This window comes from Janthinobacterium sp. FT14W (assembly GCF_009208755.1).
GTDB classification, from domain to species: Bacteria; Pseudomonadota; Gammaproteobacteria; order Burkholderiales; family Burkholderiaceae_D; genus Janthinobacterium; species Janthinobacterium violaceinigrum.
This window is the reverse complement of the sequence record NZ_WFLL01000058.1, coordinates 15,014-29,261: the sequence shown is the minus strand read 5'-3', so window position 1 is coordinate 29,261 and position 14,248 is coordinate 15,014. Positions and strand designations below refer to the sequence as shown.

The window sequence follows — 14,248 nt, the reverse complement described above, 5'->3', positions numbered from 1 at the left end:
GGGCAGCCTGGGCGGCAGCCATCCGCTGCCGGCATTCCTGGGCGGCGCGCTGCTGGGCGGCCTGACCTTGCTGCTGGCCGTGCTGGCCTGGCCGGGCTTGCTGGGCGCGCGCGTGGTGGGCATGCTGGCGCGCTTCAGTCCGCCGCTGCCGGCGCGCGTGGGCAGTTATCTGCGCGCCCGCTGCAGCGCCTGATGCAGTACCGGGCAGGGCAGGGAAATACCGATCAAGCGGGGCGCTGCGCCTGCGACAATTTACTGGATACGCGAGAACCACATGAGTGAAATACTGTTTGGCCTGTTTGCTCTGATCAGCGCGCTGCTGGTGGTGTTCGTCATCGCTTTGAGCATTCATTGGGGCAATAAACGCGAAACGGGGCTGGTGCCGTACGTGTTCTATCCCGTCATGCTGTCGATCGCGGTGACGGCCATCCTGTCGAACCGCGACATCTCCGGCAACGAGATCCTGCTGACGGTGCAAACGATACGCCACCCGGCCGGCGTCTGGTTTGGCCGGCTGACCTCGCTGTTCGTGATCTTTTCCTGCGGCGAGCGCACCCTGCACCGCCTGGTGACGCGCGAAGCGCAGAAGCCCATGCCGATGCTGCTGTTCTGGGCGCTGCTGATCTATTTCCTGACGAATATCCTGAGTCCCGCCTTCCTGGGCAGCCATACCGATGTCTCGCATGAATACCTGTACATGTTCCTGGCCGGCTATGCGGGATTGCTGATGACGCCGAAAGAGGTGGACAAGAGCATCGTGTCGATGCGCAATGCTACCCTGCTGTTCCTCGTGCTCAGCGCCGCCGTCGTGGCCTGGAACCCGAACATGGTCCTCAACAAGAACTACCATGGCTTGCTGCCCTTTCTCAGCGTGCGCTATGCTGGCCTGGCCAGCCATGCGAACAGCCTGGCGCCGATGGTGGCGGCTTTCCTGCTGTGCCTGTGGAGCAAGCCGTATGCCTGGCGTTCGCTGAACCTGTTTGCCTGGGGACTGGGCCTGGCCAGCCTGCTGCTGACGCAATCGAAAACCAACTGGATCGCCTGCATCCTGTGCTTTGCCTGTATCGCGTATTTCGGTTTCCGCGAGCAGATCAAGGAACGCCTGTTCGACTACCGCCGGCCGCAACTGTCGATCGTCGCCATCTTCGGTTTCATCCTGCTGTGCGTGCTGGGCATGTTGCTGGTGATGTTCGGCAATATCGACGCCAAGCTGGCGCGCTTCGCCTCCAGCAGCGAAGGGTTTGAACTGCTCAGTCTGACGGGACGCGACGTGATCTGGCAGGTGGCCGTGCAGGAGTGGCACAAGAGTCCCGTGTTCGGCTACGGCTTGCCGCTGTGGGATGACGCCTTCCGCCTGAGTATCGGCATGCCCTACGCCACGCATGCGCACAGCCAGTTCTACCAGAGCCTGGCCAGCGCCGGCACCGTCGGCGCCGTCGGCCTGGTGCTGTACGTGATCGTGCTGCTGTACGGCGCGGCGCGCACGGCCACGGCCAGCAAGGGCCTGTCGATGGCCTTGTTCGTGCTCATCGCCAGCCGCTCGTTCAGCGAAGTGCCCCTGTCGCTGGCCGGCTTTGCCGCCGAGGCGCTGACGCACCTGCTGCTGCTCATCATCGTGGCCGCCTACTATCCCACGGCCGACCGGCAGGCCGTCAGGGCGCGCAAGGTCCGCGTGCCGGGAATGGCGTAATGCTGTGCTCGGTCATCATCCCGCTGTATAACAAGGGGCCGTACGTCGAGGCGACTCTGGCGTCGGTGCTGGCGCAGACGCATGGCGACTGGGAAGTGCTGGTGGTTGACGACGGTTCCAGCGACGACGGCGCGCAGCGCGTGCTGGCCTGCGCCGATGCGCGCGTGCGCCTGATCCGCCAGGCGAATGGCGGCGTGTCGCGCGCGCGCAACCACGGCATCGCCGAGGCGCGGGGCGAACTCGTCTGTTTTCTCGACGCGGACGACCTGTACGCGCCCGATTACCTGCGTACCCAGGTGGGCCTGGCGCAGGCGTTTCCCGACGAATGCTTCTTTGCCACGGGCTACACCAGCTTCGCGCCCGGCAGCATGCCGGACATGGCCAGCGCGCCCGTCGCGCCCGCCCAGGCGCAGCGCATCGATGAATTCTTCACGCACTTCAACCACCACTGGCCCTTCTTCTGCACCAATTCCGTCGCCGTGCGGCGCGCCGCGCTGGCCGCGCTGCAACCGTGTTTCCCGGAAGGCGAGCAATTTGGCGAAGACCTGGACCTGTGGTTCCGCCTGGCCGAGCGCCACCGCCTGGTCCTGGCGGCGGCGCCCCTGGTGGCCTACCGGCGCGAAGTGGGCGGCAGCCTGACGGCCATCCTGGGACGCGACGTGGTCTTGCCCGTGTTTCTGCGGCTCGAAGCGCGCGCGCGCGACTGGCCTGCCAGCAACGGGGCGCGCCGTCCCGCCTTGCTGCTGGCGTCGAATGCGCGCGTGGCCGTGGTGCGCGAACTGCTCGAAGGGGGCCGGCGCGGCGCCGCCCTGGCCGAACTGGCGCGCGCTGCGCGCGATGGCGTAACGCGCCACTGGTGGACGACGGCGGCCATGTGCGTGCTATTTACAGCGGGCATGACGCGGCGCTGGTCCTTGTGGCGTAAATCACGCACTCCCGCTTAATTCCGGCGTTGCCGTTAGGCATTTCGGTATAATTGCGGCATACGCCTGAGTTCTTCAGGCGCAGAAACCCCCATATCCATGTACGAAAAAACCGTACTGTTTGCGTTACGGTAACGTTGTACGAGTTAAATGGTAACCAAAAGTAATGTTTTCTCGACGCTCAACCCGCCCCCCCGGCAAAGGAAGCCCCGCCATGAAATCTAGCAAACGTCCACTGCTGCGCTCCGCCTGGCTATTGTTGTTGCCGCTGTGCGGACTGGCCCAGGCTGACTGGGTCCAATCGAGCGAAGCCCTTGCCGTTCGTCCGCTGCCCGACAATATGCAGTCGCAGCCGCAAAACCCGCCCACCTTCACCTGGTCGCGGCATGCCACGCTGCCGCCAGCCTACGTCATCCAGGTGATGCAGGGCGGCACCGTGTATAAAACCTTCAATGCCACGCGCAACTGGTACTTGCCGCCGAAATCATTTCCTGCCGGCAGCTACACATGGCGCGTGCGGCCATCGACGTCGCAAGAGTGGTCGAGCCCCCGTAACTTTGTAATCGGTAGTAACTCGCAGTTGTTCGAGGTGCCGGAAAATGTGACTTTGCGTAATACCATCCTGAACAAGGCGCGGCCGCGCTCATTGCCGAGCGGCACCAAGCTGTTTTCCGCATGGACGGCAGCCATGCGCACGGACCGCACGCCCGCGTTGAATGGCCTGACGGGCGAAGTCAAATATTACATGACGGGCCTCAAGACGGTGGCCGACAGCGAATGGCCGCTGGTGCCGGGCCCGATCCGTACGGCCGCCGTGGTGGCGCAGGCGGCCAACATCATGACGCGCGTCAATCCGAATGCGCGCCAGCTGGAAGGCGCGGCGCTGCTGTACCGCCTGACGGGCGATAAAATCTACCTCGATGAAGCGATCCGCCGCGGCGACCAGTTCGCCGCGCTGAACCTGACGGGCCCCACCAGCTATGCGAACCAGGACATGGCCAGCCGCGTCATGGCGCAAAGCCTGATCAAGGCCATCGACTACCTGGGCACGGCGCTGGTCGTCAACGGCGACGCCACGCGGCGCAACCAGTGGCTGTCCGTGGTGGCGGCGCGCACGAATGCGCTGTACAAGGACCTGTCGGCCAATGGCGGCCGTCTCGACCAGTACCCCTACGATTCGCACGCGGCCACCAGCATGGCCTACCTGACCCTGACGTCGACCCTGGCGCTGGGCGACATACCCGAGGCGCAGACCTGGTTCGACTTCGCCTTCCGCGCGTTTGCCAGCTCGTTCAGCATCTGGAGCGGTCCGGAGGGCGGTTTCGCCAATGGCACGGCGTATGCGGAATACGAAGCGGACTTCGCGCTGCAGATCTGGCCGGCGCTGGCCCAGGCGACGGGCGTGAACATGTTCGACAAGCCCTGGTCGCGCGGTTTTGCGCAATTCCTCATGCATTTCGTGCCGCCGGGCCAGCAGACCCACGTCTTTGGCGATGGCCACGAGACGGCGCCCGAGTACCGCTTCATGAAGGGCTTCGCCTCGCGCTACGCCACGCCGCAATCGGCCTGGTACGTGAAGAGCCTGACGCGTCCGGACGACGTGCTGACCACCTTGCAGTCGCCCTATCCGATGCCCGTCAACAGCGTGACGGCCACGGCCACGCCGCCGGCCAACGCCGCCTACTACCCGAGCATCGGCTGGACGGCCATGCACAGCAACCTGGCCGACAGCGGCCGCACCTCGCTGTACTTCAAGTCCAGCGCGTACGGTTCGTTCAACCACAGCCATGGCGACCAGAACGGTTTCGTGCTGTTCAGCGGCGGCGTGCCCCTGCTGACGGAGACGGGCTGGTATGACTGGTACGATTCGCCGCTGTGGAATTCCTGGTACCGTCCGTCGAAGTCGCACAATGCGCTGACCTTCGACGGCGGCGTCGGGCAAAACGTGGATGGCTATGAAGAGCCGCTGGTGCGCAATGGCCGCATCACGGCGTTTTCCACCACGGCGGCCGTCGATTACGTGGAGGGCGACGCCACCCTGGCCTACGCGGGACTGCTGAAGTCGGCCGTGCGCAAGATCTGGTATGTGCGCGGCACGGACACGGCGGTGATCCTCGACCAGTTCTCGTCGGCCACGCCGCGCGTGTTCGAGTGGAACTTCCACGGTTACGCGCCCATCGTTGCCGACACTGCCGGCAAGATCTCGATCACCAACCAGAGCCGCAAGGTGTGCATCGTGCCGCTGGCCACCACGGCGCAGCGTTTCGAGCGCCGCGTGGGACCGCCGCCGCAAGCGGGCACCTATGAAGACCACGGCGTGTTCGTCAAGGCGGCCGCTGCCACCAGCGGCGAATTCCTCACCGTGCTCGACGTGGGCTGCAAGAATACCGCCGTCAGGCTCGACACCAGCGGCGGCTTGCGCAAGGTGATCGTCGGCACGCAAACGTTGACCTTGCCGCTGCCCAAGTAAGGTCCGCGCACAGCACCCGAGAAAAGCAATGCCAACCCTGGCATTGCTTTTTTTTTGCGCCGCAGCATGTCGCGGTCACGCTGCTTTTCATGTAACATAGATAATAAATTCATATGAATATCGGGTGGTGTAGACTATGCCCGAGCCCTGTTTCCCCTCTGATGCGCCAGGTAGGCGGTTGCCCCATGCCCTTGAAAATTTTGCAATTTGTACCGGAAAGCCTGCCCACCTTCCGCGCCGATGTCGCCGTGCTGTTCGGTAAATACCTGCCGCGCCACGGCGTCGAATGCGACATCGTCGGCATGCCTGCGCCCGCTTCTCCTGCTGCGTCCGCTGCGTCCGCGACACCGGCGGCACAGGGCTTCCGCTCCGTGCGCAGCGGCCGCTTCCGGCACAACCGCATCATGCGCGAACTGGCGTTTCAGTGGACTTGCCTGCGCGCCTTGCTGGCGGCCCGGCGCGCCAACTGCGATGCGATCCAGGTGCGCGACATGGTGCCCACGGGACTGATGGCCCTGCTGGCGGCGCGCCTGAAGGGCATCCCCTTTTATTACTGGGTCTCGTTCCTGATCAGCGAAGGGCGCATCGAGCGGGCGCGCAGCAGCCTGGCGCAGCGCCGCACCGTGCGCGCGCGCCTGGTGCTGTGCAAGGGCCTGGTCGAGCGCTGGCTGCTGTACCGGGTCGTGCTGCCGCGCGCCGACCATGTCTTCGTGCAAAGCGATGCGATGCTCGAGCTGATGCGCGGACACGGCATCGCGGCGCAGCGCATGAGCGCCGTGCCCATGGGCGTGGATACGGAAGTGCTGGGCCAGCAATCGATCGCGGCATGCCGGCCCGCGGGCTGGGAAAGCGTGCCGCTGCTGGGCTACCTGGGCACCCTGGACCAGTCGCGCCAGCTCGAACGCCTGCTCGACGCCTTGCTGATCGTGCGCCAGCAGCTGCCCGACGCCTGTCTGCTGCTGATCGGCGCATCGGATACGCCGTCCGACGTGGATGAACTGCTCGATTACGCGCAGCGCGCGGGCTTGGCCGACGCCGTGCGCGTGACGGGCTGGCTGCCGTCCAGCCAGGCCTGGTCCTTGCTGGCGGGCACCGATGCAGCCCTGTCGTATTTTCCCCGCGGCACGATCGGCGATGTCTGCTCGCCCACCAAGCTGCTGGAATACCTGGCCCTGTGCCTGCCGGCCGTGGGCAATGACAATCCCGACCAGGTGCGCGTGCTGTCGGACAGCCAGGCTGGCTGGCTGACGGCCAGCAATCCGGCCGCGATGGCCGTGGCGATGACGGAGATTTTGCGCGATGTGCCGGCGGCGCGCGCGCGGGCCCGCGCCGGCGCCCCGTATATCGAAGCGCAGCGCAGCTACCGCGTGCTGGCGGCGGAACTGGCGCAGCGCTATCGGGCCCTGGCTGCCGCCTGACGGCATGTGTACAGCCAGCAAGTATTTGTTGCCGATTCAAGCCGTGGCGCGCAGAATGAAGCTGGCCATGCTGCGTGAATGCAACTCGGGTGTGGCCTGATCGGTGTAAAAATAGGTGCGTCCATAGCTAAATTACAAATTTATAACATATAATGTCAATATGACTACTGTAATGTTGCTTGGACCCGCGCTCAATGCGGTCAGCGGGGTGACTACCCATTTGAATCAACTGTTTTCCTGTTCCCTGTCGCGCGACTTCCAGCTGGTGCATTTCCAGGTGGGAAGTGAAGGCCGGCAAGAGTCGCGCTTGCGCAAGCTGCTGCGTTTTGCCTGGAGTCCCGTTCAGTTCGTGCGCGCCTTGCGTGTGCACCAGCCGCAGATCGTGCATATCAACACGTCGATGGAAGTGAAAAGCTATTGGCGCGACCTCGTGTACTTGCTGCTGGCCAAGGCCATGGGCAAGCGCGTGCTGTACCAGGTGCATGGCGGCGCCTTGCCGCAGGTGTTTTTTGGCGGCAAGGGTCTGCTGACGGGCCTGCTGCGGCGCGTGCTGCGCCTGCCCGATGCGCTGGTCTTGCTGGCGCAGTGCGAATTGCTGGGCTATCGCCGCTTCGATGCGGCACTGGCTCCTGAAGTGATACCGAACGCCATCGATGCGGGCACGGATGCGGGCGCCAAGCCGCTTGCGCCGCTGCGTCCGCTGTCGCTCGTGTATGTGGGCCGCCTGGCCGACAGCAAGGGATTGTTCGAGCTGGTCGAGGCGATGCGCCTGGTGCGCGAAGCCGGCGTGGCGGCCACCCTGGCGCTGGTGGGCAGCGGTCCGGCCGACGGGGCGCTGCGCGAGCGGGTGGCGGCGCTGGGCTTGCAGCAGGAAGTGACGTTCCTGGGACAGAAGTTTGGCGCGGAAAAAGACGCGGCGTGGCGCGATGCCGACCTGTTCGGCTTTCCCACGCACCATGAAGGCTTGCCGTACGCCTTGCTGGAAAGCATGGCCGCGCGCACGCCGGCCCTCGTGTGTCCCGTGGGCGCGATTCCCGATGTGATGCAGGACGGCGTGCATGGCGTCTTCGTGCCGCCGCGCAATGCGCAGGCGCTGGCCGACGCCATCGTGCGCCTCGATGGCGACCGCGCCCTGCTGCAGCGCATGGGCCAGGCTTGCCGCGAGCGCATCGAGCGCCATTACACGGTGGAACGCCTGGCGCAGGATTTTCGCCGCGTCTATCGCACCCTGCTGGCGCCGCCAGCGATCTAGTCGGACCCTTTTTTAAGCGAGCCTATATGTGCGGTATTGCCGGTTTGATTTTCCCCTCGTCCGTCGCCGGCCTGCCGGCGGCGCTCGACGCCATGGGGCGCGCCATCGCGCACCGCGGCCCCGATGACACGGGCGTGCTGCAGGCAAGCACGGCCGACGGCGCCTGGCAGATGGGCTTGCTGCACCGCCGCCTGTCCATCATCGATATCGCCACGGGCCACCAGCCGCTGGGCAACGCGGATGGCGACGTGCAGATCATCTTCAACGGCGAAATCTACAATTTCCAGCCCCTGCGCGACGAGCTGATCGCGCTGGGCCACCATTTCCGCACGGCATCCGACACGGAAACCATCGTGCATGCCTACGTGCAATGGGGCGAGGATTGCGTGCAGCATTTCCGCGGCATGTTTGCGTTTGCCATCTGGGATGCGCGCAAGAATTGCCTGTTCATGGTGCGCGACCCGTTCGGCAAGAAACCCCTGTTCCTGTGGCAGCAGGAAGGCAAGCTGGCTTTCGGCTCGGAAATCAAGGCCCTGCTGGCCTTGCCGGACGTGGCGCCGCAGGCGGACCAGGCCGCCATCTGGGATTATTTTGCCTACCGCTACGTGCCGGGTCCCGCCACCTTGTTCCAGGGCATCCGCAAGCTGGCGCCCGGTTCCACGGCCACGTGGGAAAACGGCGTGCTGCGCGAACGCGTGTATTACACGCCGCCGGACAGCCGGCCCCGCGCGGCCGCGCCGCTGCCGGCCGACCCCGTCGCCACCTTCCTCGACAAGCTCGACGAATCGGTGCGCATCCGCATGATTTCCGACGTGCCCTTCGGCGCCTTCCTGTCCGGCGGCATCGACTCGTCGGCCGTAGTGGCGCTGATGTCGCGCCATGCGGGCGTGCCCGTGAAAACCTTTTCCGTCGGCTTCAAGGAGGGCGGCTTCAGCGAACTGGCGTATGCGGCCGATATCGCCCGTCAGTTTTCCACCGAACACCATGAGCTGGAAGTGTCCGTCGACCAGGTCATCGCCTTGCTGCCGGACCTCGTGCGCTTCCGCGACGCTCCCGTGGCCGAACCGTCCGACATTCCCATCTATTTGCTGGCGAAGGAATCGCGCAAGACGGTGAAGATGGTCTTGACGGGCGAAGGCTCCGATGAAATCCTGGGCGGCTACCCCAAGCATGTGTACGAGCGCTATGCGGGCAATTACCAGATGCTGCCGGGCCTGCTGCGCCGCGGCTTGATCGAGCCGGCCGTCGGCGCCTTGCCCTACCGTTTCCGCCGCGCCAAGACGGCCATCGTCAACCTGGGCCTGGAAGCGTTCGACGAGCGCATGCCGCGCTGGTTCGGCATGATGTCCGACCAGGAGCGGGCGCGCCTGGTGGCCATGCCGGCGCCGGTGCGCCAGCGCGACCCTTCGCTGGGCTGCGGAAGCACGGACAACAGCGCCTTGCGCCGCATCCTGTGCTTCGACCAGCTGAGCTGGCTGCCCGACAACCTGCTGGAGCGGGGCGACCGCATGACCATGGCCGCGTCGCTGGAAGCGCGCATGCCCTTCATGGACCACGAACTGGCCGCGTATGTGGCTAGCCTGCCGGACGACTATCGCGTGCGGGGCCGCACCACCAAGTGGATCTTGCGCGAAGCCATGAAGCAGTTGCTGCCGGAAAATATCCTGTCGCGGCCGAAAGTGGGTTTCCGCGTGCCCGTCAATGAATGGTTCCGCGGTCCCATGAAGGATTATCTGTACGAACACCTGACGGGCGCCGATTCCCGCACGCGCCACTATTACCATGCGGCGGCGCTGCAGCAGGTGCTGGCTGAACACGTGGCCGGGCGGCAAAACCACGAGAAGTTGCTGTGGAGCTTGCTGACACTGGAAATCTGGCACCGCCAGTATCTGTGATATGCCCATGCTGAGTAACCTGTCCTGGAAACTGAACCGCTTGCGCGCCATGGGGGCGCCCGAGGTGGCGCACCGCGTGCGCGATGCCGTGCAGCAAAAGCTGCAGGCGCGCGGCTATGGCCTGGCGCACGTGCCGCCCGCCGCCGCGCGCCAGCGCTTCGGCGCGCCATGGCTGGGGCTGCCCGTTGACGCGGCGCCGCACCTGGCGGCGGCCGAACGCATCCTGGCGGGCCGCTTCGACGTGTTTGCCTTGCGCGATGCGGACCTGGGTTTTCCGCCCGAATGGAACCGCGATCCGAAGACGGGCACCGTGGTGCCGCTGGGTTTTGGCAAGACGCTCAATTACCGCGATGAAGCGGTGGTGGGCGACATCAAATGCCTGTGGGAACCGAACCGCCACCTGGCCGTGGCTGACCTGGCGATGGCGTACCGCCTGGGTGGCGACCTGCGCCATGCGCACGGCGCGCAAGCCTTGCTGGAATCGTGGTGGCAGCAGTGCCCGTATCCGCTGGGGCCGAACTGGAGCAGCGCGCTGGAACTGGCCTTGCGCCTGGTCAGCTGGTCGCATGCGTGGCACTTGCTGGGCGGCATCAACAGCCCCTTGTTCCAGGGCGCGCAGGGGCAGGCGTTCCTGCAGCGCTGGCTCGACAGCATCTACCAGCATTGCCATTTCATCGCGGGACATTTTTCGCGCCACTCGTCGGCCAACAACCACCTGTTCGGTGAATTGACGGGCTTGCATATTGCCGCGCTCACATGGCCTTGCTGGCCGGAAAGTGCCGGCTGGCTGGCGCAGACGGAACGGGAACTGGAAGGGGAGGCGCTGAAACAGAACGGCCCCGATGGCGTGAACCGCGAGCAAGCCATTTATTACCAGCACACGGTGGCCGACGAGATGCTGCTGTGCGTGCTGGCGGGCCAGGCCAATGGCCGTCCCCGCTCGGCCGCCTTTTTGCGGCGCCTGGAAGCCATGCTGGAATTTATCGCCGCCATGCTGAACGTGGCGGGCGAGGTGCCGATGATCGGCGACGCCGACGACGCGCAGCTGGCGCACTGGGACAAGGCGCCCGGCGCGAGTCCCTACGCTGCGCTGCTGGCCAGCGGCGCGGCCCTGTTCGGCCGCACCGATTTCAAGGCCAAGGCGCGCGCCTTCGACGACAAGAGCGCCTGGCTGCTGGGCGAGGCGGGGCGCCAGGCGTTTGACGCCTTGCCGGATGGCGCGCCCGATACCCTGCCGCGCGCCTTTCCCGACGGCGGCTACTATATGATGGGCAGCGGCTTTGGCACGCGTTCCGAAGTGCGGCTGATTGCCGACGCCGGCCCGCTGGGCTACCTGGGCATCGCCGCGCACGGCCACGCCGATGCGCTGGCGCTGACCTTGTCCGTGGCGGGCCAGATGGTGCTGGTCGACCCCGGCACCTACGCTTATCACACGCAAAAGCAGTGGCGCGATTATTTCCGCGGCACCAGCGCGCACAACACGGTGCGCATCGATGGCCGCGACCAGTCTGAGTCGGGCGGCAACTTCCTGTGGCTGCGCAAGGCCCGCGCGCAGTGCCTGGCGTGGCGTGAAGATGCTGATGGGCAATTCTGGAGCGCCAGCCACGATGGCTACCTGGGCTTGAAGGATGGCGTGCTGCACCGGCGCGACGTGCGCGTGGCGCCCGGTGCCGCGCTGATCGCGGTCGATGACGTGCTCGAATGCCAGGGCGCGCATGAGGTGGAGCTGTTCTGGCACTTCGATCCCCGCTGCCGCTTGCAGCTGGACGGCCATGTGCTGCGCGTGACGGGCGATGCCTTCGCGCTGGACATGCATGTGCCAAGCTTGCCCGACGCCACCGTGCAGCTGGTGTGCGGCAGCGACGATCCGCCGCTGGGCTGGATGTCGCACCGCTTCGATGAAAAGCAGGCTGCGCCTGTGCTGGTCTGGCGTGGGCGGCTGCAAGGCACGGCCACCTTGCGCACGGAGTTTCACCTGAGTTTGGCTACCCCTGATCTGTCAGAAAATACGAGGAAAACATGAAAATTAGCATATTTGGTTTGGGTTATGTGGGTGCCGTCTCGGCTGGTTGCCTGGCAACGGATGGACACGAAGTGATCGGCGTCGACCCGAACAGGACCAAGGTGGAGCTGATCAACCAGGGCACCACGCCCATCATTGAAAAAGACATCGGCGAGATGATCGCCGCCACCGTGAAAAGCGGCCATTTGCGCGCCACCTTCGACGTGCGCGACGCCGTCTTCGGCTCGGACATGTCGCTCATCTGCGTGGGCACGCCGTCGCAGCTCAATGGCAACCTGGACCTGAGCCACGTGCGCAAGGTGTGCCAGGAAATCGGCGCCGCCATCCGCGAAAAGGACAGCTTCCACGTCGTCGTGGCGCGCTCGACCATGCTGCCCGGCTCCATGCGCTCGCTGGTGATCCCGACCCTGGAAGCGGCGTCGGGCAAGGTGGCCGGCGTCGATTTCGGCGTGTGCAACAACCCGGAATTCCTGCGCGAAGGCACGGCCGTCTACGATTACTACAATCCGCCGAAGACGGTGATCGGCGAATCCGATGAAAAGGCGGGCGCGCTGCTGGTGCAGCTGTATGAAAAGATGGACGCGCCGCTGGTGCGCACGGACGTCGAGACGGCCGAGATGGTCAAGTACACGGACAATACCTGGCACGCCGTCAAGGTGGCATTTGCAAATGAAATCGGCAACATCTGCAAGGCCGTCGGCATCGATGGCCACAAGGTGATGGAAATCTTCTGCCAGGACACCAAGCTGAACCTGTCGCCGTACTACATGAAGCCGGGCTTTGCCTTTGGCGGCTCCTGCCTGCCGAAAGACGTGCGCGCGCTGACCTACAAGGCGCGCAGCCTGGACCTCGATTTGCCGCTGCTCAATTCCATCCTGCCGTCGAACCAGCGGCAAGTGGAAAAGGGCATCAAGATGATCGTCGACAAGGGCGCGCGCAAGGTGGGCATCCTGGGCTTCTCGTTCAAGGCCGGCACGGACGACTTGCGCGAGTCGCCGCTGGTCGATGTCATCGAGTATCTGCTGGGCAAGGGCTACGAGCTGAAGCTGTACGACAAGAACGTCAACCTGGCGGCCTTGACGGGCGCCAACCAGGATTACATCCTCAATCACATCCCGCACATTTCCAAGCTGATGGTGACGAATATGCAGGATGTGCTCGATTTTGCCGACACCATCGTCATCGGCAATGGCGCGGCCGAATTCAAGACCGTGCCCGCCAGCCTGCAGCCGCACCAGCAGATCGTCGACCTGGTGCGCATCAGCAAAGAACAAAGTGGAGAGCAATATGACGGCATCTGCTGGTAACACCGTGGCAGGACAGCCGCGCCGGGTGCTGATCCTGGTGGAAAACCTGCCGTCGCCGTTCGACCGGCGCGTGTGGCAGGAAGCGACCACCCTGCATGCGAACGGCTATGCAGTGTCGATCATCTGCCCGACGGGCAAGGGCTATGAATCGCGCTATGAAGCCATCGACGGCATCCATATCTACCGCTACAGCCTGCCGCTGGAAGCGGAAGGGGCGAAGGGGTACCTGGTGGAATATTCGCTGGCCCTGTTCCACACCTTCCGCCTGGCATGGAAGGTGCATTTCGCGCGCGGTTTCGACGTCGTCCACGCCTGCAATCCGCCCGATCTGCTGTTCCTCATCGGCGGCTTCTTCAAGTTGACGATGGGCAAGCGTTTCCTGTTCGACCACCATGACATCAATCCGGAACTGTACGAAGCCAAGTTCGGCCGGCGCGATTTCTTTTACAAGCTGATGGTGCTGTTCGAGCGCTGGTCGTTCCGGAGCGCCGACGTGTCGATCGCCACCAACGAGTCGTACAAGAAGATCGCCATCGAGCGGGGCGGCATGCGGCCCGAGGATGTCTACGTGGTGCGCAGCGGCCCCAAGCTGGACCGCCTGCGCGTGCTGCCGCCCGTGCCGGCGCTCAAGAAAGGCCGCGCCTACCTGGTCGGCTACGTGGGCGTGATGGGTGCGCAGGAGGGCATCGACCTGCTGCTGCAGGCGGCGCAATACATCGTGCAGACCTTGAAGCGCGAGGATGTGCAGTTCGGCCTGGTGGGCGGCGGCACCTCGCTGGAGCAGATGAAACAGATGGCGCAGGACCTGGGCATTGCCGACTACGTGACCTTCACGGGACGCGTGCCGGACCAGCAACTGCTGGAAATGCTCAATACCTCGGACGTGTGCGTGAACCCGGACGTGGCCAACGACATGAACGACAAGTCGACCATGAACAAGATCATGGAATACATGGCCCTGGGCAAGCCGATCGTGCAGTTTGACCTGGTCGAGGGCAAGGTTTCCGCGCAGCAGGCATCCTTGTACGCATTGAAGAACGATCCTGTCGACATGGCGCGCAAGATCGTCGAACTGCTGGACGATCCTGCCCGCCGCGAGCAGATGGGGGCGTTCGGCCGCCATCGCGTGGTCAACGAACTGGAGTGGGAATATGAAGCGCCGAAGCTGCTGGCCGCGTATGCGCGCCTGTTTCCCGCCGCCGCGCCCGCCGCTCCGGTAACCTTGAGCAAGGACGGCCGCTGACATGCGCCGCCTGGCCAGCCATCCCCA

At 64.8% G+C, this 14,248-nt stretch carries 9 protein-coding genes and 1 pseudogene; all 10 read left to right on the top strand.

The genetic code is table 11. From position 1 onward, the window contains the following. Positions 1-193: pseudogene (locus GCN74_RS28955) on the top strand (lipopolysaccharide biosynthesis protein); the annotation flags it as partial. A gap of 81 nt (positions 194-274) precedes the next feature. Continuing rightward, positions 275-1,690 (top strand): O-antigen ligase family protein, encoded by a 1,416-nt coding sequence (locus GCN74_RS25390; protein ID WP_152259235.1) that lies wholly within the window; start codon positions 275-277, stop codon positions 1,688-1,690. Then, positions 1,690-2,634 (top strand): glycosyltransferase family 2 protein, encoded by a 945-nt coding sequence (locus tag GCN74_RS29595; RefSeq protein WP_152259234.1) that lies wholly within the window; start codon positions 1,690-1,692, stop codon positions 2,632-2,634. Before GCN74_RS25390 ends, GCN74_RS29595 begins: the two co-directional genes overlap by 1 nt. Before the next feature lie 193 nt (positions 2,635-2,827). Further along, entirely contained in the window at positions 2,828-5,083 is a 2,256-nt protein-coding gene (locus tag GCN74_RS25380; protein ID WP_226939215.1) for a heparinase II/III family protein, read from the top strand. Positions 5,084-5,268: 185 nt separating this feature from the next. Then, entirely contained in the window at positions 5,269-6,501 is a 1,233-nt protein-coding gene (locus GCN74_RS25375; protein ID WP_193317257.1) for a glycosyltransferase, read from the top strand. Between the two features lie 172 nt (positions 6,502-6,673). Continuing rightward, positions 6,674-7,753 (top strand): glycosyltransferase family 4 protein, encoded by a 1,080-nt coding sequence (locus GCN74_RS25370; RefSeq protein ID WP_193317256.1) that lies wholly within the window; start codon positions 6,674-6,676, stop codon positions 7,751-7,753. A 26-nt stretch (positions 7,754-7,779) separates the two neighbouring features. Continuing rightward, the gene (gene asnB, locus GCN74_RS25365; protein WP_152259231.1) at positions 7,780-9,648 is read left to right on the top strand and encodes an asparagine synthase (glutamine-hydrolyzing); all 1,869 of its coding nucleotides are present in this window, start codon (positions 7,780-7,782) and stop codon (positions 9,646-9,648) included. 7 nt (positions 9,649-9,655) lie between these two features. Next, positions 9,656-11,671, top strand: a complete 2,016-nt coding sequence (locus tag GCN74_RS25360; RefSeq protein WP_226939214.1) for a heparinase II/III family protein — start codon at positions 9,656-9,658, stop codon at positions 11,669-11,671. Next, positions 11,668-12,978, top strand: coding sequence for a nucleotide sugar dehydrogenase (locus GCN74_RS25355; protein WP_152259230.1), 1,311 nt, complete (start codon positions 11,668-11,670; stop codon positions 12,976-12,978). The genes GCN74_RS25360 and GCN74_RS25355 overlap by 4 nt, the downstream gene beginning before the upstream one ends. Beyond that, on the top strand, positions 12,959-14,221 hold the full coding sequence (locus tag GCN74_RS25350; RefSeq protein ID WP_152259229.1) for a glycosyltransferase family 4 protein: 1,263 nt from the start codon (positions 12,959-12,961) through the stop codon (positions 14,219-14,221). Before GCN74_RS25355 ends, GCN74_RS25350 begins: the two co-directional genes overlap by 20 nt. Positions 14,222-14,248: the final 27 nt, after the last annotated feature.

Coding starts and splice junctions, on each gene's coding strand:
- GCN74_RS25375 (WP_193317257.1), top strand. CDS start 5,269: ATGCCCTTGAAAATTTTGCAATTTGTACCGGAAAGCCTGCCCACCTTC.
- GCN74_RS25370 (WP_193317256.1), top strand. CDS start 6,674: ATGTTGCTTGGACCCGCGCTCAATGCGGTCAGCGGGGTGACTACCCAT.
- GCN74_RS25360 (WP_226939214.1), top strand. CDS start 9,656: ATGCTGAGTAACCTGTCCTGGAAACTGAACCGCTTGCGCGCCATGGGG.
- asnB (WP_152259231.1), top strand. CDS start 7,780: ATGTGCGGTATTGCCGGTTTGATTTTCCCCTCGTCCGTCGCCGGCCTG.
- GCN74_RS29595 (WP_152259234.1), top strand. CDS start 1,690: ATGCTGTGCTCGGTCATCATCCCGCTGTATAACAAGGGGCCGTACGTC.
- GCN74_RS25350 (WP_152259229.1), top strand. CDS start 12,959: ATGACGGCATCTGCTGGTAACACCGTGGCAGGACAGCCGCGCCGGGTG.
- GCN74_RS25390 (WP_152259235.1), top strand. CDS start 275: ATGAGTGAAATACTGTTTGGCCTGTTTGCTCTGATCAGCGCGCTGCTG.
- GCN74_RS25355 (WP_152259230.1), top strand. CDS start 11,668: ATGAAAATTAGCATATTTGGTTTGGGTTATGTGGGTGCCGTCTCGGCT.
- GCN74_RS25380 (WP_226939215.1), top strand. CDS start 2,828: ATGAAATCTAGCAAACGTCCACTGCTGCGCTCCGCCTGGCTATTGTTG.